General features: G+C 64.6%; 26 protein-coding genes. 24 read left to right on the top strand and 2 right to left on the bottom strand.

The features are described 5' to 3' along the window. Positions 1-28: 28 nt before the first annotated feature. The 22 genes from rplF to ftsH all read left to right on the top strand — a co-directional run bounded on the left by rplF (position 29) and on the right by ftsH (position 18,586). Entirely contained in the window at positions 29-562 is a 534-nt protein-coding gene (gene rplF, locus H0S73_RS10675; RefSeq protein ID WP_181052138.1) for a 50S ribosomal protein L6, read from the top strand. Between the two features lie 12 nt (positions 563-574). Then, positions 575-937, top strand: coding sequence for a 50S ribosomal protein L18 (rplR, locus tag H0S73_RS10680; RefSeq protein ID WP_009764315.1), 363 nt, complete (start codon positions 575-577; stop codon positions 935-937). 64 nt (positions 938-1,001) lie between these two features. Beyond that, the gene (rpsE, locus tag H0S73_RS10685) at positions 1,002-1,571 is read left to right on the top strand and encodes a 30S ribosomal protein S5 (protein WP_009764316.1); all 570 of its coding nucleotides are present in this window, start codon (positions 1,002-1,004) and stop codon (positions 1,569-1,571) included. 14 nt (positions 1,572-1,585) lie between these two features. Beyond that, positions 1,586-1,792, top strand: coding sequence for a 50S ribosomal protein L30 (rpmD, locus tag H0S73_RS10690; RefSeq protein WP_009764317.1), 207 nt, complete (start codon positions 1,586-1,588; stop codon positions 1,790-1,792). A 10-nt stretch (positions 1,793-1,802) separates the two neighbouring features. Beyond that, positions 1,803-2,276, top strand: a complete 474-nt coding sequence (gene rplO / locus H0S73_RS10695) for a 50S ribosomal protein L15 (protein WP_181052139.1) — start codon at positions 1,803-1,805, stop codon at positions 2,274-2,276. Positions 2,277-2,381: 105 nt separating this feature from the next. Continuing rightward, entirely contained in the window at positions 2,382-3,719 is a 1,338-nt protein-coding gene (gene secY, locus H0S73_RS10700; RefSeq protein WP_181052140.1) for a preprotein translocase subunit SecY, read from the top strand. Positions 3,720-3,864: 145 nt separating this feature from the next. Further along, positions 3,865-4,446: an adenylate kinase gene (locus tag H0S73_RS10705; RefSeq protein ID WP_181052141.1), complete on the top strand. Its 582-nt coding sequence runs from the start codon at positions 3,865-3,867 to the stop codon at positions 4,444-4,446. Between the two features lie 192 nt (positions 4,447-4,638). Further along, complete coding sequence (rpsM, locus tag H0S73_RS10710) at positions 4,639-5,007, top strand: 30S ribosomal protein S13 (RefSeq protein ID WP_009764322.1); 369 nt, start codon at positions 4,639-4,641, stop codon at positions 5,005-5,007. A 78-nt stretch (positions 5,008-5,085) separates the two neighbouring features. Next, entirely contained in the window at positions 5,086-5,475 is a 390-nt protein-coding gene (rpsK, locus tag H0S73_RS10715) for a 30S ribosomal protein S11 (RefSeq protein ID WP_009764323.1), read from the top strand. An 89-nt stretch (positions 5,476-5,564) separates the two neighbouring features. Beyond that, complete coding sequence (locus tag H0S73_RS10720) at positions 5,565-6,587, top strand: DNA-directed RNA polymerase subunit alpha (protein WP_170316116.1); 1,023 nt, start codon at positions 5,565-5,567, stop codon at positions 6,585-6,587. Between the two features lie 124 nt (positions 6,588-6,711). Further along, positions 6,712-7,134, top strand: a complete 423-nt coding sequence (rplQ, locus tag H0S73_RS10725; RefSeq protein ID WP_181052142.1) for a 50S ribosomal protein L17 — start codon at positions 6,712-6,714, stop codon at positions 7,132-7,134. A gap of 175 nt (positions 7,135-7,309) precedes the next feature. Continuing rightward, positions 7,310-8,209 carry a LysR substrate-binding domain-containing protein gene (locus H0S73_RS10730; RefSeq protein ID WP_181052143.1) on the top strand — a complete coding sequence of 300 codons (900 nt, stop codon included), beginning with the start codon at positions 7,310-7,312 and terminating at the stop codon, positions 8,207-8,209. Positions 8,210-8,292: 83 nt separating this feature from the next. Further along, a complete protein-coding gene (locus H0S73_RS10735; protein WP_181052144.1) occupies positions 8,293-8,763 on the top strand; it encodes a RidA family protein in 471 nt (156 codons plus the stop codon). Positions 8,764-8,773: 10 nt separating this feature from the next. Further along, positions 8,774-9,952 (top strand): aminotransferase class V-fold PLP-dependent enzyme, encoded by a 1,179-nt coding sequence (locus H0S73_RS10740; RefSeq protein ID WP_202049794.1) that lies wholly within the window; start codon positions 8,774-8,776, stop codon positions 9,950-9,952. Between the two features lie 114 nt (positions 9,953-10,066). Then, on the top strand, positions 10,067-11,473 hold the full coding sequence (locus tag H0S73_RS10745) for a Do family serine endopeptidase (RefSeq protein WP_181052146.1): 1,407 nt from the start codon (positions 10,067-10,069) through the stop codon (positions 11,471-11,473). Between the two features lie 63 nt (positions 11,474-11,536). Continuing rightward, on the top strand, positions 11,537-12,859 hold the full coding sequence (locus H0S73_RS10750) for a replication-associated recombination protein A (RefSeq protein ID WP_181052147.1): 1,323 nt from the start codon (positions 11,537-11,539) through the stop codon (positions 12,857-12,859). Positions 12,860-12,862: 3 nt separating this feature from the next. Beyond that, on the top strand, positions 12,863-13,249 hold the full coding sequence (gene crcB / locus H0S73_RS10755; protein ID WP_181052148.1) for a fluoride efflux transporter CrcB: 387 nt from the start codon (positions 12,863-12,865) through the stop codon (positions 13,247-13,249). A 145-nt stretch (positions 13,250-13,394) separates the two neighbouring features. Beyond that, positions 13,395-14,699, top strand: coding sequence for an RluA family pseudouridine synthase (locus tag H0S73_RS10760; RefSeq protein ID WP_181052149.1), 1,305 nt, complete (start codon positions 13,395-13,397; stop codon positions 14,697-14,699). A 111-nt stretch (positions 14,700-14,810) separates the two neighbouring features. Continuing rightward, positions 14,811-15,272: a hypothetical protein gene (locus tag H0S73_RS10765; RefSeq protein WP_181052150.1), complete on the top strand. Its 462-nt coding sequence runs from the start codon at positions 14,811-14,813 to the stop codon at positions 15,270-15,272. Between the two features lie 328 nt (positions 15,273-15,600). Next, positions 15,601-16,185 (top strand): GNAT family N-acetyltransferase, encoded by a 585-nt coding sequence (locus tag H0S73_RS10770; protein ID WP_181052151.1) that lies wholly within the window; start codon positions 15,601-15,603, stop codon positions 16,183-16,185. A 240-nt stretch (positions 16,186-16,425) separates the two neighbouring features. Next, positions 16,426-16,701 carry a GNAT family N-acetyltransferase gene (locus H0S73_RS10775; protein WP_181052152.1) on the top strand — a complete coding sequence of 92 codons (276 nt, stop codon included), beginning with the start codon at positions 16,426-16,428 and terminating at the stop codon, positions 16,699-16,701. A 160-nt stretch (positions 16,702-16,861) separates the two neighbouring features. Next, positions 16,862-18,586, top strand: coding sequence for an ATP-dependent zinc metalloprotease FtsH (gene ftsH, locus H0S73_RS10780; protein WP_343058317.1), 1,725 nt, complete (start codon positions 16,862-16,864; stop codon positions 18,584-18,586). A 12-nt stretch (positions 18,587-18,598) separates the two neighbouring features. Here the strand turns inward: ftsH and H0S73_RS10785 are convergent, their stop codons facing one another. Both H0S73_RS10785 and H0S73_RS10790 read right to left on the bottom strand, forming a co-directional pair. Beyond that, positions 18,599-20,146, bottom strand: a complete 1,548-nt coding sequence (locus H0S73_RS10785; protein WP_181052153.1) for a sensor histidine kinase — start codon at positions 20,144-20,146, stop codon at positions 18,599-18,601. Beyond that, on the bottom strand, positions 20,147-20,383 hold the full coding sequence (locus H0S73_RS10790; RefSeq protein ID WP_181052154.1) for a hypothetical protein: 237 nt from the start codon (positions 20,381-20,383) through the stop codon (positions 20,147-20,149). Between the two features lie 28 nt (positions 20,384-20,411). Between H0S73_RS10790 and H0S73_RS26090 the strand changes: the two genes are divergently transcribed. Further along, complete coding sequence (locus H0S73_RS26090; RefSeq protein ID WP_262029944.1) at positions 20,412-20,537, top strand: hypothetical protein; 126 nt, start codon at positions 20,412-20,414, stop codon at positions 20,535-20,537. A 33-nt stretch (positions 20,538-20,570) separates the two neighbouring features. After that, positions 20,571-21,248, top strand: a complete 678-nt coding sequence (locus H0S73_RS10795; protein ID WP_181052155.1) for an HAD-IA family hydrolase — start codon at positions 20,571-20,573, stop codon at positions 21,246-21,248. Positions 21,249-21,255: the final 7 nt, after the last annotated feature.

The following is a 21,255-nucleotide window of genomic DNA, read 5'->3' on the forward strand; positions in this document are numbered from 1 at the left end:
ACCCGCACAGAACCACGGAGATTCGAAAATGTCGCGAGTAGGCAAGAAGCCCGTTACGGTTCCGTCAGGTGTGACGGCTACCGTTGACGGTCAGATGGTTAAGGTAAAGGGCTCGAAGGGCGAACTCTCGTTCCTCGTTCCCGAAGAAGTGTCGGTTGGTCTTGAGAACGGCGCCGTGTCGGTGAACCCGCGCGACGAGTCCAAGACGGCCCGTGCGAAGTGGGGCATGTCCCGCGCCCAGGTGGCGAACCTGGTCGAAGGCGTGTCCAAGGGCTTCGAGAAGCGCCTCGAGATCAACGGCGTCGGCTACAAGGCCGCCGTTGCCGGCAAGGTGCTGAAGCTGTCGCTGGGCTACAGCCACGATATCGACTACGCGATCCCGGCCGGTGTCACGATCACGACGCCCAAGCCCACGGAGATCATCGTGGCCGGCATCGACAAGCAGGTCGTCGGTCAGACCGCCGCCGAGATCCGCGAGTACCGCGGTCCGGAGCCTTATAAGGGCAAGGGCGTCAAGTACTCCGACGAGTTCATCTTCCGCAAGGAAGGCAAGAAGAAGTAAGGACGACGTATCATGGCTGAGAAGAAAGGCGCTGAAGATCGCCGCAAGGCTCGTGTGCGCCGTGCGATCAAGAAGGCAGCGAATGGCCGTCCGCGTTTGTCGGTCTTCCGTTCGTCCAAGCAGATCTATGCCCAGGTTATCGATGACGTGCGCGGCCACACGGTCGCGTCGGCTTCGACCCTCGAGGCTGACCTGAAGGGCAAGCTCAAGACCGGCGCCACCGTGGATGCGGCGAAGGAAGTGGGCAAGCTCGTTGCGGAGCGCGCGGTTCAGGCCGGCGTGAAGCAGGTCATCTTCGACCGCTCGGGCTACCTCTATCACGGCCGCGTCAAGGCTCTGGCCGACGCAGCCCGTGAAGGCGGACTGGATTTCTAACGGCGGGTGTAATCCAAGCAACCCTTAGCGAGCGGGCCCGCCGCCCGCGCAAGTGAGAGGTCTCATGGCTAGAGAACCAAGAGAACGTGCTGATCGCGAAGAGCGCGACAGCGAATTCGTGGACCGCCTGGTCCACATCAACCGCGTCGCCAAGGTGGTGAAGGGCGGCCGTCGTTTCGGCTTCGCTGCTCTCGTCGTCGTCGGCGACCAGAAGGGCCGCGTCGGCTTCGGCCACGGCAAGGCCCGTGAAGTGCCGGAAGCCATCCGCAAGGCTACGGACGCTGCCAAGCGTTCCATGATCCGCGTCGCTCTCCGCGAGGGCCGCACGCTTCATCACGACGTGAACGGCCGCCATGGCGCCGGCAAAGTCGTGCTGCGTGCCGCTCCCCAGGGTACCGGCATCATCGCCGGCGGCCCGATGCGCGCCGTCTTCGAAGTGGTGGGCATGCAGGACGTGGTTGCCAAGTCGCTCGGCTCGTCGAACCCGTACAACCTCGTCCGCGCGACTTTCGACGCGCTCAAGAACGAGGACAGCCCGCGTTCGGTCGCCGCTCGCCGTGGCCTGAAGGTCTCGACGCTGCAGGCTCGCCGCCGCGATGCGGATGTCAGCGAAGCCGCTGGCGCTGAAGCGTAAGGGAGGCTTTGACGATGGCAAAGAATCCTGCTTCCGCTGGGAAGACCGTCACCGTTGAGCAGATCGGCTCGCCGATCCGCCGCGAAGCCAAGCAGCGCCAGACGCTGATCGGCCTCAAGCTCAACAAGCTTCACCGTACCTCGACCTTGGAAGACACGCCGGCAGTTCGCGGCATGATCGAGAAGGTCAAGCACCTCGTGCGCGTTGTCGACGGGCAGTGAGGAGAGCGTCATGAAACTCAACGAAATTCGTGACAACGAAGGTTCTACCAAGAACCGCATGCGTGTCGGCCGTGGTATCGGCTCCGGCAAGGGCAAGACCGGTGGACGCGGCGTGAAGGGACAGAAGTCCCGTACCGGCGTGTCGATCAAGGGCTTCGAAGGCGGTCAGATGCCTCTGCACCGTCGTCTGCCGAAGCGCGGCTTCAACAAGCCGAACGCGATCGAGCTGAACGAGGTCAATGTCGGCCGCATTCAGCAGGCCATCGAGGCCGGCAAGCTCGACAAGGCCGCTGCCGTGACCGTCGAGTCGCTGGTCGCCGCCGGTGTGGTGTCCAAGCCCCGCGACGGCGTGAAGATCCTCGGCGTCGGCGAGCTGAAGACGAAGCTTTCCTTCCAGGTCCACGGCGCGTCCAAGTCGGCCGTCGAAGCGATCGAGAAGGCTGGTGGCTCGGTCACCCTCCTGGGTGCCGTTGCGCAGGCGTGAGCCAGCGCCCACATTGACTAAGATCCAAGCGGCGGCCCGCGTCTGATCGCGTGGCCGCCGTTTGCGTGATGACCGTCACGTATCAGGTATTTCGGGGACACCACTATGGCCTCAGCAGCCGAGCAACTTGCGGCAAACATCAATTTCGGCGCCATTGCCAAGGCCGATGAGCTGAAGAAGCGCATCTGGTTCACCTTGGGCGCTCTCATCATCTACCGTCTCGGCACCTATATCCCGCTGCCCGGCATCGATCCGGAGGCGCTCCGGCAGAGTTTCCAGAACGCCAGCGGCGGTGTGCTCGGCCTGTTCAACATGTTCTCGGGCGGCGCCGTGGAGCGCATGGCGATCTTCGCCCTGAACATCATGCCGTACATCTCGGCATCGATCATCGTCCAGCTTCTCACCTCCGTCCTGCCCTCGCTCGAGGCGCTGAAGAAGGAAGGGGAGGCGGGCCGCAAGATCCTGAACCAGTACACCCGCTACCTGACGGTGTTCCTGGCCGTGTTCCAGTCCTGGGGCATCGCGGTCGGCCTGCAGAGCTCAGGCACCATCGTGCAGTCGCCTGGGCCGTTCTTCCTCATCTCGACCGTGATCACGCTCACGGGCGGAACCATGTTCCTCATGTGGCTGGGTGAGCAGATCACCTCGCGGGGCATCGGCAACGGCACGTCGCTGATCATCTTCGCCGGCATCGTGGCGAACCTGCCGAACGCCATCGCGGGGACCCTGGAGCTCGGGCGTCAGGGCGCAATCTCGACTGGCCTGATCCTCGGCGTGATCGTGATGGCCGTGGCGATCATCTACTTCGTCGTGTTCATGGAGCGCGCCCAGCGCCGTCTGCTGATCAATTATCCGAAGCGCCAGGTCGGCAACCGGATCTACGAGGGCCAGACGTCGTTCCTGCCGCTCAAGCTGAACACCTCGGGCGTGATCCCGCCGATCTTCGCCTCGTCGCTGCTGCTGCTGCCCGCCACCATCGGCAGCTTCCAGAGCAACGCCGACGGGACCGGCATCATCTCCATGCTCACGACCTATCTGGGGCATGGACGGCCGGCCTACATGTTCCTGTATGCCGCGCTGATCGTGTTCTTCGCCTTCTTCTATACGGCCATCGTGTTCAACCCGACCGAAACAGCCGACAACCTGAAGAAGCAGGGCGGGTTCATCCCGGGCATCCGTCCCGGCGAGCGCACGGCGGATTTCATCGACCAGGTCCTGACCCGCATCACCGTGCTGGGTGCCGCCTATCTGGTGATCATCTGCCTGATTCCCGAACTGCTGGTGTCCTACGCGGCCCTGCCATTCTACTTTGGCGGCACTTCGCTTCTGATCGTGGTGTCTGTTACCATGGACACCGTCGCCCAGGTGCACGGCCATCTTCTGGCGCATCAGTACGAGGGCCTCGTCAAGAAGGCGAAGCTCAAGGGCGCCCGCAGGCGGTAAGGCGATCTCCGGCGGACCGGGGGCCGGTTCGCCGTCAACAAACACGTGACTGGCAAGGGGAGCCGGTCTCCACCGGGAGAGCGGCTCCGGACCTTGACGATCTCGCCTGAAGGCGGGGACACTCGACGGAGTGAGGGGGGCGTCGATGAGGATGATTCTGCTGGGGCCGCCGGGGGCCGGAAAAGGCACTCAGGCTGTGCGTCTGGTCGAGAGGCTGGGGATTCCGCAGCTGTCGACGGGCGACATGCTCCGCGCAGCCGTGGCGGCCGGTACGCCGGTCGGCCTCAAGGCCAAGGCCGTCATGGACCGGGGCGACCTGGTGTCGGACGATATCGTGGTCGGCATCATCGCCGACCGGATCGAGGAGGCGGACGCCAGGAACGGCTTCATCCTCGATGGATTCCCGCGGACCGTGGCCCAGGCCGAGGCTTTCGACGCCATGCTGGCCGAGAAGGGCCTGCGGCTCGATTCCGTCATCGAGTTCAAGGTGAACGAGGCCGAGCTGGTCGACCGCATCGTCAAGCGGGCCAAGGAAACGGAAGCCCGTGGAGAACCAGTCCGCAAGGACGACAACCCGGAGGTCTTCAAGACCCGTCTCGAAGCCTACCGGAACCAGACGGCCCCGCTTTCGGCCTATTACGAAAGCAAGGGCATGCTGAAGACCGTCGACGGCATGAAGCCCATCGACGACGTGACCGAGGCGATCAAGGGAATCCTTGGACGCTGAAGGGTAGGGGCTTGACGAACCGGTTAATATCCGTTAGGGGCAAGCTCTTGCAAAAGAACCTGCATATCCAGAGGGCTTCATGAGAGGCCGCTCTGGATTGTTGTGTTTGCATAAGCCCGCGCAGGGGCCGGCCTCCACCGGACGCGCGATAACCATAACCCGAAGCATTCGCTTCATACATGGAGACGGACGATGGCCCGTATAGCTGGCGTCAACATCCCGACCGCCAAGCGCGTTGTGATCGCGCTTCAGTACATCCACGGCATTGGGCCCAAGAAGGCCCAGGAGATCATCGAGAAGGTCAACATCCCGGCCGAGCGCCGCGTGAACCAGCTGACCGACGCCGAGGTTCTGGCCATCCGCGAGACGATCGACCGCGACTACATCGTCGAAGGCGATCTGCGCCGCGAAGTGTCCATGAACATCAAGCGCCTGATGGATCTCGCCGCCTATCGTGGCCTGCGCCACCGCCGCAGCCTTCCGACCCGCGGTCAGCGTACCCACACGAACGCCCGCACCCGCAAGGGCAAGGCGAAGCCGATCGCCGGCAAGAAGAAGTAATTTTGATCGGCCGCCCCTGGCGGGCGGCCTTTTCTCCCGAGCGCCTGGAACGACGGGCGCGCTTGAAGGATCTTTGGAATGGCTAAAGAAGCTACCCGCGTCCGCCGCCGCGAACGCAAGAACATCGTTTCCGGCGTGGCGCATGTGAACGCCTCGTTCAACAACACCATGATCACCATCACGGACGCCCAGGGCAACACGATCTCCTGGTCCTCGGCCGGTGCCATGGGTTTCAAGGGCTCGCGTAAGTCGACCCCGTACGCGGCCCAGATCGCCGCTGAAGATGCGGCCCGCAAGGCTGCCGAGCACGGCATGCGCACCCTTGAGGTCGAGGTTTCGGGTCCCGGCTCCGGCCGTGAATCCGCCCTGCGCGCCCTCCAGTCGGCCGGCTTCACCGTCACGTCGATCCGTGACGTCACGCCGATCCCGCACAATGGCTGCCGCCCGCGCAAGCGTCGCCGCGTCTAAGGTTATCCGGCGCGTGGGTCCAAAACCCACGCGCGTTTCGGTTTAAAGGGCGGACTGAGTGCCTCCCTTCAAGCCGTACCTCATGAGGTGTGGTTGTGATCCAAAAGAACTGGCAAGAGCTGATTAAGCCGAACAAGCTCGAAGTCGCCCCCGGCGATGACCCGAAGCGCATTGCGACGGTCGTGGCCGAGCCGCTCGAGCGTGGCTTCGGCACGACGCTCGGCAACTCGTTGCGCCGGGTCCTCCTGTCGTCGCTCCAGGGCGCGGCGGTGACGGCGATCCATATCGATGGCGTGCTGCACGAGTTCTCGTCCATCCCGGGCGTCCGCGAGGACGTGACCGACATCGTCCTCAACGTGAAGACGATCGCCATCAAGATGCAGGGCGAGGGCGCGAAGCGCATGACGCTTCGCAAGACCGGCCCCGGCGCCGTCACGGCTGGCGATATCAACACGGTCGGCGACGTGCAGATCCTGAACCCCGAGCTCGTGCTCTGCACCCTCGACGAGGGCGCCGAGATCCGCATGGAGTTCACGGTCGACACGGGCAAGGGCTACGTTCCGGCCGAGCGCAACCGCACCGAGGACGCCCCGATCGGCCTCATTCCGGTCGATTCGCTCTACAGCCCGGTCAAGAAGGTCTCCTATCGCATCGAGAACACCCGCGAGGGCCAGATTCTCGACTACGACAAGCTGATTATGACGGTCGAGACCAACGGCGCCGTGACGCCTGAGGATGCCGTGGCCTATGCCGCTCGCATCCTGCAGGACCAGCTCCAGGTCTTCGTCAACTTCGAAGAGCCGCGCAAGGAAGAGGCCGCCGCTGCCGCACCGCAGCTGCCGTTCAACCCGGCGCTCCTCAAGAAGGTCGACGAGCTCGAGCTGTCGGTCCGTTCGGCCAACTGCCTGAAGAACGACAACATCGTCTATATCGGCGATCTTATCCAGAAGTCCGAGGCGGAAATGCTCCGCACCCCGAACTTCGGCCGCAAGTCGCTCAACGAGATCAAGGAAGTTCTCGCCGGCATGGGCCTGCACCTCGGCATGGACGTGCCGGGCTGGCCGCCGGAGAACATCGAAGACCTCGCGAAGCGCTTCGAAGAGCATTACTGAGTGTCTTGAAGCCGCCTTTCACCCGAAGGGCGGCTTCATATCTGCCCCTCGTCCTCAAGGGCGGGGATCATAAGAGAGACGGCCGTACCTTGGCACGGCGGCCGTTAGATCAAGGAGAAAGCCAATGCGTCACGGATTTCGTGGTCGTCGCTTCAACCGCACGACCGAACACCGCAAGGCCATGTTCGCCAATATGGCGGCTGCGCTGATCAAGCACGAGCAGATCGTCACGACCCTGCCGAAGGCGAAGGACCTGCGTCCCGTCGTCGAGAAGCTGATCACGCTCGGCAAGCGCGGTGACCTGCACGCCCGCCGTCTCGCCATGTCGAAGCTCCGCGACGAGGCGATGGTCAAGAAGCTGTTCGACGTTCTGGGCAAGCGCTACCAGGACCGCAACGGCGGCTACACCCGCGTCCTGAAGGCAGGCTTCCGCTACGGCGACAACGCTCCTCTGGCCGTGATCGAGTTCGTGGACCGCGACGTGGATGCGCGCGGCCAGGATTCGGGCCCGACCCAGAAGGAAGAGCTGGTCGAAGCCGCCGAGTAAAATCGCGGTTTCAAAGATTTCATCAAGGGCGGTCTTCGGGCCGCCCTTTTTGTTTGTGCTGGTTGTCATTGCGCCTCTACACTTGGCTGCTCCGGGATCTCGTCTCTCCATGTCTTCTTGTGTGCTGAGTGCGGTCGTGTTGTGCTATTGCGTTGATTTCGCTTAGTGTCCCCGAATGAGCACGCGCCGGCACCTGCCAGTCCTGTCGTCCCTACGGGCCGTTGAGGCCGCAGGGCGGCATCTCAGCTTCAGCCGGGCCGCCCAGGAACTCCTCATCACGCAAAGCGCGGTCAGCCATCATGTTCGCAAGGTGGAGGAGGACCTCGGCGTCAGCCTCTTCGTTCGGCAGGCTAGGTCCATCACGCTCACGCCCTACGGCGCGAAACTCCTGCCTTATCTGAGTCAGGCTCTCGACCTGATGGCCAAGGGCGCGGAGGAGATCCGCCGGTCAGGACGTCGGACGCTGCGAGTGAGTCTGCTCGCGTCATTCGCTACTCATTGGCTGATCCCGCGCCTAGCCCGGTTTACGGAACTCCATCCTGATATCGACCTCATTCTGGAGCCGTCCACGCGGACAGTCGATTTCGGTTCGGAGCAGATAGACCTCGCCATCAGGTACGGCCGCGGAGGATGGGGCGGGACGCAGGCTCGGAAGTTCCTGACCGAATCGATTTCTCCGGTTTGTAGTCCCTCGTTTGCCAAGCCGGGCGGTATCCCGGTCGAGCCCAAGGACTTATCGAAATATCCCCTTCTGCTTTCCTTCTCGAACGCACCCTTCGAGTGGCAGATTTGGTCGGAGAGGGCAGGTGTGGACCTGAATGCTGCGCGCAGCCTCATGCTTCACGATTACAACATCGTCATCCAGGCAGCCCTTGATGGCCAGGGGATCGCCATGGGGCGGCACAATCTGATTGCAGATCATCTGAGGCGCGGAGCGTTGGTCGAGTTTTGCAACGATTCCCGCGTCTCCGAGGAGATCGGGTACTGGATCGTCCTGCCGGAACATCCGAAGCATCAGGCCAAGGTTTTCGCTCACTGGCTGACGACCGAGGCCATCGCATCCATGCATGAGTAGGACTCATGGATCTCTGAAGAGTTTGAATTGGTGGCGATAGTTCTGGACTCGTACGCTCCGCACCTGAAATTCGGAGCCTTGACATGTCGACATCCACTGCCGAGCGCCTTCAGGAACTGGGGCTAGCCCTTCCGCAAGTATCCACTCCGGTCGCAAACTATATTCCGTGGACCCGGTCAGGCGATCTGGTCTTTATCTCAGGGCAGATTTCCCAGGAGAACGGGCGACCTGCTTACATCGGCCGACTTGGCGATACGATCTCCATAGAGGATGGGCGGCGTGCGGCAGAGCTCTGTGCGCTCAATCTGCTGGCACATATCAACGCAATCGCCTGTGGCGAGCTTGCGCGGGTGCGGCGTATCGTTCGCCTGGGCGGTTTCGTCAGCTGCGTTGCGGATTTCCATGAGCAGCCTCAGGTCATCAACGGCGCGTCCGATCTCATGTTTGCCGTCTTCGGGGAGAACGGGCGCCACGCCCGCACGGCTGTCGGAGTGATCTCGCTGCCACGCGGGGTCGCCGTGGAAGTGGATGCCACCGTTGAAATCGCCTTCTGAGGAAGCATTCATGTTGATCGATTTCGCTCGTATCCGCGCAGAAACCCCAGGCTGCTCCATGGTGGCTCATTTCAATCATTCGAGTTGCTCGCTTCCGCCGGTTCAAGTGACGCAGGCAATCGTGGAGCATCTCCAGCGAGAGGCTCTTTACGGCCCAGGCGAAATGGGTGTTGCCGTCGCCGAGGACATTCAGGCAACGCGCCGTGCCGCAGCCCGACTGCTCAACGCGTCCGCCGAAGAAGTCGCCCTCGTGGGGAGCGGTTCACAGGGATGGGGGCTTGCTTTCGCGTCTTTGCCGCCCCTGCGTTCGGGAGATCGTGTTCTCGTCGGTCGGCATGAATGGGGCGGCAATCTGAGCACGATCCATCAAGCGGCCGGGCGCGTGGGTGCCAGCGTCGAAATTATCCCCTGCCGGGATGATGGCTGTATCTCGCCTGAAGCCCTGGCGGCAATGATCGATAATCGCGTCCGCCTCATCGCCTTGACGTGGCTGCCCGCGACGAATGGCCTGATCAATCCGGCCGCTGAGATCGGACGCATCGCACGGCGCGCGGGGATCCCGTATTTCGTCGATGCGGGTCAAGCGCTAGGGCAAATCCCCGTGGATGTGGAGGCCATCGGTTGCGATGTGCTCAAGGGGGCGGGAAGAAAGTATCTGAGGGGGCCGCGCGGAACGGCTTTGCTGTACGTGAGACGCTCGTTCCTCAAACAACTGACGCCTCCCTACCTGGATGTTCTCTCGGGACCCTGGGTGAATGGCGCCCCCGTCCCAAGAGATGACGCACGTCTTTTCGAGTCCGGCGAAAACCCATTTGCCCTTCAACTTGGTCTTGGAGCGGCGATCAGGTATACGCTCGATATCGGCGTCGAAACGATCCGACAGCGGATCGATCGTCTTGCGGGAATGCTGAGGGCGCAACTCTCCGATATTCCAGGGGTGCGAGTTCATGATGGAGGGCAAGAGCGCTCCAGCATTGTGGCATTCACGGTCGAAGGGATGGCGCCACAGGATGTGCGCCGTGCTCTGGCCGGCGATAGGATCAACGTCGCAGCCATTGCAGCAGCCTATACGCCTCTGGACATGGCATCCCGTGGCTTGGCCGAAATCGTCCGCGCATCCGTCTCCTACCTCACCTCCGAGGAGGAAATCGAGCGGCTGGTCGGCGCTATCGCCGGTTTGAGGTCATAACGAGCTTCGAACGTCAAACTCATCCAGCCCGCGCAGGCAAGCGCGGGCTTTTATTTGGCATTTCGGCTACCACGTTCTATCCAGTCTGCTACTCGAGGAATGGATTCGAATACCATGCGCTTGTTTCTGCTTCGCTTATCGCTTGTCACTGCAGCCCTCATCTCTGGATTGACGGGAGCACAGGCCCAGACGCAGCGCGTCGTTCCCGAGAGCAAGGCGCAGGTCCAGCTGTCCTTCGCGCCGGTCGTGCGCCAGACCGCCGGGTCCGTCGTCAACGTCTATGCCAGCCGCTCGGAGAAGCGGCAGAACGGCGCCATGGAAGAGTATTTCCGGCGCTTCTTCGGGGACAATGCGCCGGGCGTGCCCCGGGGGCGGTCGCAAAGCTCCCTCGGGTCCGGGGTCATTGTCGATCCGTCTGGCCTCGTGATCACGAACAACCATGTGATCGAGAACATGAACGAGGTGAAGGTCGCACTGGCCGACAGGCGTGAATTCGCCGCCGACATCCTGCTGCGTGACCAGCGGACCGATATCGCCGTGCTGAAGCTCAAGGATGCGACGAACCTTCAGGCGATCGAACTCGGCGATTCCGAGGGTCTGCAGGTCGGCGACATCGTGCTCGCCATCGGCAATCCGTTCGGCGTGGGCCAGACCGTGACCCAGGGCATCGTGTCGGCGCTCGCCCGCACCCAGGTCGGCATCTCGGACTATCAATTCTTCATCCAGACCGACGCCGCCATCAATCCCGGCAATTCGGGCGGTGCCCTCATCGATATGAACGGCCGCGTGGTCGGCATCAACACGGCGATCTATTCCCGCTCCGGCGGCAGCATCGGCATCGGCTTCGCCGTTCCGGCGAGCATGGTCAAGGTGGTGCTGAACTCCGCCAAGGGCGGCGCCAAGAATGTGGTTCGTCCGTGGCTCGGCGCGCGCCTTCAGCCCGTGGACGGCGACATCGCGAACGGGCTCGGCCTGGAGCGTCCGACCGGTGTTCTGGTCACCGCCGTCTACGACAAGGGACCGGCCGCCGAGGCAGGCCTGAAGCGGGGCGACGCGATCCTGATGGTGGACGGCCAGCCGGTCGATAACCCGGATTCCTTCGGCTACCGCTTTACCCTCAAGGGGACGCAGGGCGAGGCTCCCCTCACGGTGCTTCGCGGCGGCAAGCAAACCACCCTCAAGGTCAAGCTGACTCCCCCGCCGGAGAACCCGAAGCGTGAGCCGGTGCAAGGCCGTGCCCGTACGCCGTTCGCCGGCGCGACCCTCGTGAATATGTCGCCTGCCGTCGCCGACGAGTTGCAGGTCGAAGTCGCCGATGACGGTGTGATCGTGGCCGATCTGGAGGATCGCAGCGTCGCGGCCAGCGTAGGCTTCGAGAAGGGCGACCAGATCGTGGCGATCAACGGCGAGCGCCTGACATCCACCAAGGACGCGGACCGGCTGATCAACCGCAACGGCGGCTATTGGGAAATCACCGTCAGCCGGGGTGGGCGCGTCTTCACGACGGTTCTCGGGCGATAAACGGGACGGCGGGATCGAGATCGGGTATGGATGGTGGGCTGTTCTCTTAGTCCCTGACCCATCATGAGCGACCTGTTTTCATCCGCCGGCCTCGACCGTACCGCACCCCGTCCGCTGGCGGACAGGATGCGCCCGACCCAGCTGTCCGAAGTGGTCGGGCAGGATCATCTCGTCGGGCTCGACGGGATCCTGACTCGGCTGATCGCGTCCAAGACCCTGGGGTCCCTGATCTTCTGGGGGCCGCCCGGCACGGGCAAGACCACTGTCGCGCGCCTGCTCGCCCATGAGACGGAGCTTCACTTCGAGCAGATCTCGGCGATCTTTTCCGGCGTGGCGGATCTCAAGAAGGTCTTCGAGGCAGCGCGTCACCGCCGGTCCACCGGCAAGGGCACGCTGCTGTTCGTGGACGAGATCCACCGCTTCAACCGGGCCCAGCTCGACGCCTTCCTGCCCGTCATGGAAGACGGCACCATCACGCTGGTCGGTGCCACGACGGAGAACCCGTCCTTCGAGCTGAACGCCGCGCTCCTGTCCCGTGCCCGGGTGCTGCTCTTCAAGTCTCTCGACGAGGCGGCCATCGAACGGATCCTGGCGCGCGCCGAGGAGGTGACCGGCAAGAGCCTGCCGCTCGACGCGGAGGCGAGGGCGTCCCTTGTGCGCATGGCGGACGGGGACGGACGGGCGTCCCTGACGCTCGCCGAGGAGGTTTGGCGCTCGGCGAAGCCCGGCGAGGTCTTCGACGCGGAGCAGCTGCAGGAGATCATTCAGCGCCGCGCGCCGATCTACGACAAGGGACAGGAGGGGCATTACAACCTCATCTCCGCCCTGCACAAGACCGTCCGCGGCTCCGATCCGGACGCGGCGCTCTACTACCTGACCCGCATGCTCGACGCAGGCGAAGACCGGCTCTTCATCGCCCGCCGCCTGGTCCGCATGGCCGTGGAGGATATCGGGCTCGCCGATCCCCAGGCGCTCGTCGTCGCCAATGCGGCCAAGGACGCGTTCGATTTCCTCGGCTCGCCGGAGGGCGAGCTGGCCCTGGCCCAGGCCGCCGTCTATCTCGCCACCGCGCCGAAATCGAACGCCCTCTACACCGCCTACAAGGCCGCCACCCGGGTGGCGAAGGAGCACGGCTCCCTCATGCCGCCCAAGACGATCCTGAACGCCCCGACCAAGCTCATGAAGCAGATCGGCTACGGCGAGAGCTATGCTTACGACCACGACCAGCCGGACGCCTTCTCGGGGCAGGATTACTGGCCCGAGAAGCTGGGGCGGCAGGAATTCTACGATCCCGTGGATCGTGGCTTCGAGCGTGAGATCAGGAAGCGGCTGGACTGGTGGGAGAAGCTGCGCCGGGAGCGGCGGCGCGACGATGGCGGGGAATAGCCTATGAAATCCTACCTCCTCGTCTTCCTCGGTGCCGGGATCGGCGGCGCGCTCCGGCATGGGGTCAATCTCGGTTGCGCCCGCCTGTGCGGCACTGCCTTTCCCTGGGGAACGCTGACGGTGAACGTGGTCGGCTCGTTTCTCATGGGAGCCATCGCCGGGTGGCTCGCGTTCAAGGCGGGCGAGGGATGGAGCCAACCCCCGCGGCCCTTCCTCACCACCGGAATCCCCGGCGGGTTCACGACGTTCTCGGCATTCTCGCTCGATGCGGTGCTGATCTGGGAGCGGGGGCAGGGCGGGCTCGCGGCGGCCTACGTGGCCGGGTCGGTTCTGCTCTCGATCGTCGGATTGACGGCCGGCCTGGGCCTTGCCCGGACGATTGCGGTGTAAGCTTCGGACGTGAGGTCGAACCGAATCCCGGCGCTTTAAGTTTCTGGTTCATTGCATCTTTTCACGCAAAGCCGGCGACCGCTTTTGCGGTCGATGCACCAAACCTCGATTGCCGCCTCGGCGGCGCTCTGATACCCACAGATCCATGAGAAAAAGCGGTTCAGGACAGAATAACGGTCGTGGCGGGCGGTCCGGCGCCCGGCCGGACTTTCGCTCGCGTGACGATAAACCGGCGCGCAAGGCGTCCTCCAAGTCTTCGTCATCCAAGTCTTCGTCGTCCAAGTCATCGGCGGCGAAGCCGGGCGGTTTGAAATCGGCTGCGGGCAAATCGCGGACGGCATCGGTCCTGCGCGAGAAGCCGGCTGCCCGGCCGAAGCAGGCAAGGCCCGCGGCTGCCGAGGCTCCGCGCGGGCCGACGCGGGCTCAGGCCCGGGCGGAGGCCCAGGAGGTCCTGGCGACGGGCGTGCAGACCCTGGTGGTCGAGCCCGACGAGGCAGACATGCGCGTCGACCGTTTCCTGGTCGCCCGGTTCCCGCAGCTCGCCTTCACGCATATCCAGCGCATCGTCCGCAAGGGCGAGCTGCGCATCGACGGCAAGCGCGCACAGCCGAACGACCGGCTCCTGGCCGGCCAGAAGGTCCGCGTGCCGCCGCTGAAGCTCGACCAGCCGCGTCCGGTCTCCCGTAACGCGGCCAAGGACCAGGACGACCGCGACTTCCTGAAGTCGATCACGCTCTATGAGGACAAGGACGTCCTCATCATCAACAAGCCGATGGGGCTCGCCGTCCAGGGCGGATCGGGCACCAAGCGGCACGTGGACGGCCTGCTCGAGGCGCTCAAGGACGACGAGGGGCAGAAGCCGCGCCTCGTGCACCGGCTCGACAAGGACACCGCCGGCTGCCTCGTCATCGCCAAGACGCGCTTCGCCGCGTCCACCATGGCCAAGTCCTTCCGGGCGCGCACGACGCGCAAGATCTATTGGGCGCTGGTCGCCGGCGTGCCGCGCGTCCGGCAGGGCAGGGTCTCGACGTACCTCGCCAAGGAAGGCGACGAGGGCGATTCCCGCATGCGTGTGGCCAAGCACGGGGACGAGGGCGCCAGCCACGCCCTGACCTATTACGCGGTGGTCGACACGGCCGCGCAGAAGCTCGCCTGGCTGTCGCTGAAGCCCGTCACCGGGCGCACGCACCAGCTGCGCGCCCATGCGGCCCATATCGGCCATCCCATTGTGGGCGATCCGAAGTATTTCGACATCGAGAACTGGGAGCTGCCCGGCGGCATCCAGAACAAGCTGCATCTGCTCGCGCGCCGCATCGTCATCGCTCATCCGAGGACCGGAAAGCCGATCGACGTGACCGCGCCGCTGCCGCCGCACATGCAGCAGAGCTTCAATCTCCTGGGCCTCGATACGAGCCGCTACGACCCCATCGTCGAGGCTCCCGAAGAGTAGCCTTCGCCCCTCCCTTGATCTTCTCCCCTGTCGCACTTTCGCCGCGCATGGCGCGCAGCATCTAGTGTCTCAATCGGCCTTTCGGCTGTCTTGAGTCAGAGGAGGAGATCGATGGAACACAAGCCTCTTGATCAGCTCCGTAGCGTCGCCGATGTCCAGCCGAGACCCCTGTCTCGCGAGGAACGGCTCCAGCGTTGGATCGACCTGCTCGAACGGGACCCGGCGCGCCGCCTGCACTCCCTCGGTGAAATCGAGTACAAGCCGCCGGCGGAGCGGGCCCTGGTCCGCGAGGACGACTCGCCCCTCACGGTCGCCTATGACGATCCGATCCTGCGCGCGGACGGCCTGGCGAGCGACCGGCTCGGCGATGCCATGCGGTATTTCGGGCTGTCCGACGGCCAGGCCCATTACGTGCTTTGCTCCTGCTTGAGCGGACACTCGATGGAAGCCTCGACCTGCGCTCAGAGATTGCGCAACGCGACCGGCAACGTGACCTGGCAATCCGCCATCGGCGCCTGGGTCCTGGCGGGACTTGCGGTGGCGCTGCCGGGCCTCGTCTATCTGCTGAGCTGAAGCGAGCCTGGGAGCGACGCTTTTTTCGGCGGGGATGACACCCTCCGCCGTTATGGCCGGCCTTGTGCCGGTCACACCAGTAGGCCGAGGCTCTCCGCTGTCATCCCCGGCGGTCCGCAGGACCGGGAAGGGGATCCATGGCGTTGCGCCTGAGCGTGGATTCGCTTCCCCTTCGCTGCGCTCCGGCCGGGAATGACACCGAGGGGCTATTCTCGGCGAGGTCCCCGGATCAAGTCCGGGGAGGTGATGACATCGAGGCATATTGCCTTAGCCATTGCGGGCCGCTGCTGAATCGGGGACAAAGCGGCGGACCCCAGAGGCTTTCTCCATGCTGCACATCGAGCCCGTCACCCTCTCCACGGACCGCCTGACCCTGCGCCCCTTGAGCCTCGCCGACGTGCCGGCCCTGGGCGTGGCCGCGAGCGACGGCGAGCTTTGGGAGAAAAAAACCACGACGGTCCCCCGGCCGGAGGACTTCGAGGCCTATGTGCGCAAGGCCCTGAACCTTCAGGCTGCCGTCCTCGCCCTTCCTTTTGCCACCGTGGTGAACGACGGCAACCGGGTCGTCGGCTCGACGCGCTACATGAACATCGATGCCGTCAATCACCGGGTCGAGATCGGCACCACCTGGATCGCAAAGTCATGGCAGCGGACCTTCGTCAACACCCATGCGAAATTCCTCATGCTGCGGCACGCCTTCGAGAACCTGGGCTGTCTCGCGGTCGAGATCCGCACCCATGCCCGCAACGATCAGTCCCGCGCGGCCATCGAGCGCCTGGGCGCCAAGCTCGACGGGATTCTGCGCCAACACATGATCATGCCGGACGGCCATGTCCGCGACACAGCAGTCTACAGCATCCTTCGGGAGGAATGGCCCGCCGTGAAGGCAGGGCTCGAGCAACGGCTCGGGTGAGGGCATTGCTTCTCGTCCCGATTGGACCCTCTCACGTCATCACCGGCCTCGTGCCGGTGATCTCGATCGGAAAACCGCAGCGTTTCACGAAAGCGGGATGGCCGGCACTGGTCCCCGGATCAAGTCCGGGGAGGCCATGACGTGGCCGGTGTGACCCTTCTCCATCCACGATCCCCATGGCGGAACGTGCCCCTCCAGACCACGTTGGTCTCCGACAGGTTCTGCAACGCGAGTTGAGGCATGAGCAGCATGGTTCGCGACAACGCCGAGAGACAGCGCTTCGAGCTTGAGCGGGACGGGTATATCGCCTTCGCCGATTACGACCGGCGCGGGTCCGAACTCGTGATCCGGCACGTGGAAGCGGCCATTCCCCTGCGCGGGACGGGAGCGGCGGGCGAGCTGATGCGTGGCGTGGCCGAGATTGCCCGCTCGGAGGGGCGGACCATCACGCCCCTGTGCGGCTATGCCCGCGCCTGGATCCGCCGTCACAAGGAATACGGCGACCTTCTCGCGTGACGCGCCCCCTCCGTTCGGTGGGTGTGCCTATTCGCCGTACTGCGATCTGCGTCAAAATCGACTAAACAGCGGCACCTCCAAAAAACATACATCGCGCTATGGGGGCGCCGCCGTGACCAACGTTCTCGAAAAAGCCAGAAGGGTTCTGGGCAAGAAAAGCGTGGCTGTCTCAGCCGCCATCCTCATCCTGATCGCCGCGGCGGCCGCGTTCATCGGCCCGCGTCTGCTGGCCGAACCCGCCGCCGAAATCACCTATTCCGACTTCACGCGGGACCTGGCCAACAAGAAGGTTCAGAAGGTCCTGATCGAGAGCGGCGGGCTGTCCGTCACCATGACCGACCGGGACGTCTTCGTGCGCATGCCCAACGGCCTCGTGAGCGCGGACTACATCGAGCGGATCACGGCGGCCGGCGCCGAGGTGGATTTCAAGAAGCCCGGCTTCGATGCCGCCCATGTGGCGAGCATCCTGGTGCCGCTCGTGCTCGTCGCGGCGGTCCTCGTCATGCTGGCGATCCAGACCGACTTCAAGCCGACCTCCCGGTGGCCCCGGGTCATCCGCAGCCTCCCCAACCGGTTCGACGATGTCGCCGGCCAGGAAGAGGCCAAGGGCGAGCTGCAGGAGGTCATCGCGTTCCTGCGCGATTCCGAGGCTTTCACCAAAGTGGGAGCCCGCATTCCCCGTGGCCTCCTGATGGTCGGGCCGCCCGGTACGGGCAAGACCCTGATCGCCAAGGCGCTGGCCGGGGAGGCCGGGGTGTCCTTCATGGCCGTGTCCGGCAGCGACTTCTCCGCGCCCCTGATCGGCATCGCCAAGGGCCGCGTGTCCAAGCTGTTCGAGCAGGCGCGCAAGAAGGCGCCCTGCCTGATCTTCATCGACGAGATCGACGCCATCGGACGCAAGCGCGGCGGCGGCGGATCGGCCGCCGACCGGGAGTTCGAGGCCACCCTGAACCAGCTCCTCGTCGAGATGGACGGCTTCAACACCACCGCCGGGGTGATCGTCATCGGCGCGACGAACCGCGTCGACGTGCTCGATCCGGCGCTCCTGCGCCCCGGCCGCTTCGACCGCCAGGTCCATATCGGCCTGCCCGACATCACCGGCCGCGAGGCGATCCTCAACGTCCACGCCCGCAACGTGAAGCTCGCGGAGGGCGTGAGCCTCGCGTCCATCGCCAAGGGCACCCCTGGCTTCTCGGGCGCAGATCTCGGCAACCTCTTGAACGAGGCTGCGATCTTCGCGGCGCGCGAGGGCCTCGAGGAGGTCACGCGCGACCACCTGGAAGCCGCCCGCAACAAGATCATCATGGGGCTCGAGCGGCGCACCCTCGTCATCTCGGACGAGGAGCGCAGGCTGGTGGCCGTCCACGAGGCGGGTCATGCCCTTTGCGCCTGCCTGCTGCCTGCCTCCGACAAGGTGCACAGCGCCACCATCATCCCGCACGGCCAGGCGCTCGGCCTCGTGATGCGGCTGCCCGAGCACGACCGGTTCTGCATCCCGGTCGAGAAGCTCGAGGCGGACCTGATCGTCGCCATGGGCGGTCGCGCGGCCGAGGAGATCGTGTTCGGAGCCAAGAAGGTCACGACCGGCGCCGCCAGCGACATCGCCCATGCGACCAACATCGTGACCAAGATGGTCACGGAATGGGGCATGAGCCCTGCCATCGGCATGGTCCGGGTGGCCCGCTCCGGCGACAGTCTTCCGCGCGAGGTCGAGCAGGAAATCCGCCGCATCATCGACGAGATGTACGCGGCCGCCAAGACCTGCATCGAGGACAACCGGGATGCGCTCGATGCCCTGACAGAGGCGCTGCTGGAGCATGAGACGATCGAGGGCGACGAAGTCCGCGCCATCGTCGCGCGACAGGAGGCAAGACTGGCGGCCTGAACGGCGGCCGGTTCAGGCGCGAGCCGCTTCCCGGTTCGCGTCGCCTTCGCCATCGTTCAGCAAGGCGTGGACCGTGCAGACGACGCCTTTCGGCGCGAACGCGATGGTGACGTCGCCGTGAAGCTCCTGGGCAAGGCTGCGCTCGATCAGCCGGGTGCCGAAGCCCCGGCGGCTCGGCTCGACGACCGGTGGGCCGTCCGTCTCCGTCCAGACCAGCTCCAAACCGGGCGCGCCGGCCGTCCTCATCATCACCCACTCGATCCCGATGCGTCCCTTCTCGTTGGACAGGGCGCCGTACTTGACCGCATTGGTGCCGAGTTCCTGGATCGCCATGGCGATCGCGAGAGCGATCCGGGGCGGCAGGCGCATGTCGGGGCCGCGGAGATCGAAGCGGCCATGCCCGTCGTCCTGAAAGGGCGCAATGGCTTCCCGGACAACCTCGCGCAGATCGGCCCCGTCCCAGCTTTCGCGGGTCAGCACGTCGTGGGCACGGGAGAGAGCGAACAGGCGCCCTTCGACCGCGTCGCGCGCCTCACTTGCCGTAACGGCATTGCGCAGGCTCTGGGACGCGATGGACTGGACGGTCGCCAGGGTGTTCTTCACGCGATGATTGAGCTCGTTGATGAGAAGCTGCTGATGCTCCTCGGCCTTCTTCATGTCCGTGATGTCGAGCGCCACGCCCAAGGTCCGCGCCGGGATGCCGTTCACCACGTCCTGAAGCTCCGCGCGCAGCAGCAGCCAGTGCAGGGAACCGTCCGGCCAGACGACCCGCAGCTCGGTCTCCACATGGCGATCTCCCCGAGAGAGGGCCTCCCGGGCTACGGCTCGAAGACGCTCATGTTCGCCAGGATAGTAGCGAGCCCTGATGTCTTCAGTGGATAGGGTGATGTCCGGAGGGAGCCCGAGCAGCCGGTTCAGCTCCGGCGAGGCGCTCACCTTGTCCGTGGCGGTCTCGATCTCCCAGACGGCCATGCGCCCGGCATCGATGGCAAGGCGCAGGCGCACCTCGCTTTCCGCCAGGGCTGCCTGTGACTGCTTGGTTTCGGTGAGGTCCGACGCAAGGACGTAAAACCCCACGATGCGGCCGTCCTCGGCGCGGTCGGGGATGTATTCCGATCTGACGTAGCGCATGCCCGTGCGAAAGGGCGCCCACCATTCATGGGCCGTCCGTTGTCCGGCGAGGACGGCCTCGATATAGGATTTCGTCCGCTCGTAGGCCGGTGTGCCGACCGCGTCCCAGAGATGCAGGCCATACAGACTTTCCGGCGTGCGTCCGATCCATGTCTCGTAGGCGCGGTTGTTGAAGCGGTAGCGCTGATCCCTGTCCACATAGGCCACGAGGGCCGGCAGATGATCCGCGATCTGCCGGAGCTTCCTCTCGCTGACATGGGACGGCCCTTCGCTGTCATCCGCCTGGGCGCCGCCCGCCGAACCGGGACGAGCCTCCGCCGGTGTCGCTTCCTGCGCCTGCAGCCGGGACCGAAGCTCGCGATTCTCGCGCTCCAGTTCCGCGAGCCTGTGCAGCAGAGCGCCGGGATCCATGGGCTCGGTGGTTACCATCTACTCTTCTTGGCCCATTGTCGGTATGAACCTTATGTTACGCATGGTCAGCGCGATAATATAGAACGGCTGGGGTAAAAAACCGGAGCGCAGCCGATTGTTTCCCGGCATCGCCTTCTGGCAGCGGCCGGGATAATTGAATAAGGTGCCGGCCGCCTGGAGCATTTTTCGGTGAAGCGGATCCGTTTCACGGCCAAAAAATGCGGCACTGCAAAGAAGAGAGGTGATTCCACGCAAGTGGAAACATCTCTAGGGGGCTCCCATCATGAAGCGCATCATCCGCGTCACTGCCGTCATCGCTCTCGGCCTGCTCGCCACGGCCTGCGACAAGTGCGGCAACTGGAACATCAACACACCCCAATTCTGCCACGCCGACAAACCGCAGAGCTGAATTGTCGGCTCGGCCTTTGAGCGGGAAAGACCTTTGAAGCTCGTTCTCTTCGATGTCGACGGCACCCTGGTCGACAGCCAGAACATCATCGTGGCCGCCCAACGGATGGCCTTCGCCGCCCATGGGCTGGAGCCGCCGAGCCGGGAGCGCTCGCTCTCCATCGTCGGTCTGTCCCTGGCGGAGGCTTTCACGGTCCTTGTGGGTCCCAAAGGGCCTATCGCGGGACTGGTCGAGGCCTACAAGGATTCCTTCCACAGCCTGCGCCAGGATCCGGCGAATGCGGAGCCGCTCTTTCCCGGTGTGGAACGCTGCCTGGAATGGCTCCGTGACCGCGAGGACGCAGTGCTGGGGATCGCGACGGGCAAGTCCCGCCGCGGCGTCGCCCACCTGCTCGAACGGCATGGCTGGCACGATGTCTTCTCGGTGATCCAGACGGCCGACGATGCTCCCTCCAAACCCCATCCGGGCATGATCCTGCAGGCCATGCGGGAGACCGGGACACACCCCCGCGATACGGTCATGGTCGGCGATTCGAGCTTCGACATGGGCATGGCCCGCGCCGCCGGGGTGCTGCCGGTCGGCGTGTCCTGGGGCTTCCAGCCCGTCGCGGCCCTGACCGAGGCCGGGGCCGGGCCCATCGTCCATTCCTATGCGGAGCTAGAGACGGTGCTGCGGGAATTCCTGACCGAACCCTCGAAGATCTCCGCCTGAAACCCCA

This window comes from Microvirga mediterraneensis, assembly GCF_013520865.1.
In the GTDB taxonomy this organism is placed as follows: domain Bacteria; phylum Pseudomonadota; class Alphaproteobacteria; order Rhizobiales; family Beijerinckiaceae; genus Microvirga; species Microvirga mediterraneensis.

Excerpts from the sequence above, each read along its gene's own strand:
- rpsE (WP_009764316.1), top strand. The coding sequence starts at position 1,002 with ATGGCTAGAGAACCAAGAGAACGTGCTGATCGCGAAGAGCGCGACAGC.
- rpsM (WP_009764322.1), top strand. The coding sequence starts at position 4,639 with ATGGCCCGTATAGCTGGCGTCAACATCCCGACCGCCAAGCGCGTTGTG.
- H0S73_RS10770 (WP_181052151.1), top strand. The coding sequence starts at position 15,601 with ATGCTGCACATCGAGCCCGTCACCCTCTCCACGGACCGCCTGACCCTG.
- H0S73_RS10785 (WP_181052153.1), bottom strand. The coding sequence starts at position 20,146 with ATGGTAACCACCGAGCCCATGGATCCCGGCGCTCTGCTGCACAGGCTC.
- rplO (WP_181052139.1), top strand. The coding sequence starts at position 1,803 with ATGAAACTCAACGAAATTCGTGACAACGAAGGTTCTACCAAGAACCGC.
- secY (WP_181052140.1), top strand. The coding sequence starts at position 2,382 with ATGGCCTCAGCAGCCGAGCAACTTGCGGCAAACATCAATTTCGGCGCC.
- H0S73_RS10735 (WP_181052144.1), top strand. The coding sequence starts at position 8,293 with ATGTCGACATCCACTGCCGAGCGCCTTCAGGAACTGGGGCTAGCCCTT.
- H0S73_RS10740 (WP_202049794.1), top strand. The coding sequence starts at position 8,774 with ATGTTGATCGATTTCGCTCGTATCCGCGCAGAAACCCCAGGCTGCTCC.
- rpsK (WP_009764323.1), top strand. The coding sequence starts at position 5,086 with ATGGCTAAAGAAGCTACCCGCGTCCGCCGCCGCGAACGCAAGAACATC.
- rplR (WP_009764315.1), top strand. The coding sequence starts at position 575 with ATGGCTGAGAAGAAAGGCGCTGAAGATCGCCGCAAGGCTCGTGTGCGC.
- rplQ (WP_181052142.1), top strand. The coding sequence starts at position 6,712 with ATGCGTCACGGATTTCGTGGTCGTCGCTTCAACCGCACGACCGAACAC.
- H0S73_RS10750 (WP_181052147.1), top strand. The coding sequence starts at position 11,537 with ATGAGCGACCTGTTTTCATCCGCCGGCCTCGACCGTACCGCACCCCGT.
- crcB (WP_181052148.1), top strand. The coding sequence starts at position 12,863 with ATGAAATCCTACCTCCTCGTCTTCCTCGGTGCCGGGATCGGCGGCGCG.
- H0S73_RS10705 (WP_181052141.1), top strand. The coding sequence starts at position 3,865 with ATGAGGATGATTCTGCTGGGGCCGCCGGGGGCCGGAAAAGGCACTCAG.
- H0S73_RS10775 (WP_181052152.1), top strand. The coding sequence starts at position 16,426 with ATGAGCAGCATGGTTCGCGACAACGCCGAGAGACAGCGCTTCGAGCTT.
- H0S73_RS10730 (WP_181052143.1), top strand. The coding sequence starts at position 7,310 with ATGAGCACGCGCCGGCACCTGCCAGTCCTGTCGTCCCTACGGGCCGTT.
- H0S73_RS26090 (WP_262029944.1), top strand. The coding sequence starts at position 20,412 with ATGAAGCGCATCATCCGCGTCACTGCCGTCATCGCTCTCGGCCTGCTC.
- H0S73_RS10765 (WP_181052150.1), top strand. The coding sequence starts at position 14,811 with ATGGAACACAAGCCTCTTGATCAGCTCCGTAGCGTCGCCGATGTCCAG.
- H0S73_RS10760 (WP_181052149.1), top strand. The coding sequence starts at position 13,395 with ATGAGAAAAAGCGGTTCAGGACAGAATAACGGTCGTGGCGGGCGGTCC.
- rplF (WP_181052138.1), top strand. The coding sequence starts at position 29 with ATGTCGCGAGTAGGCAAGAAGCCCGTTACGGTTCCGTCAGGTGTGACG.
- H0S73_RS10745 (WP_181052146.1), top strand. The coding sequence starts at position 10,067 with ATGCGCTTGTTTCTGCTTCGCTTATCGCTTGTCACTGCAGCCCTCATC.
- rpmD (WP_009764317.1), top strand. The coding sequence starts at position 1,586 with ATGGCAAAGAATCCTGCTTCCGCTGGGAAGACCGTCACCGTTGAGCAG.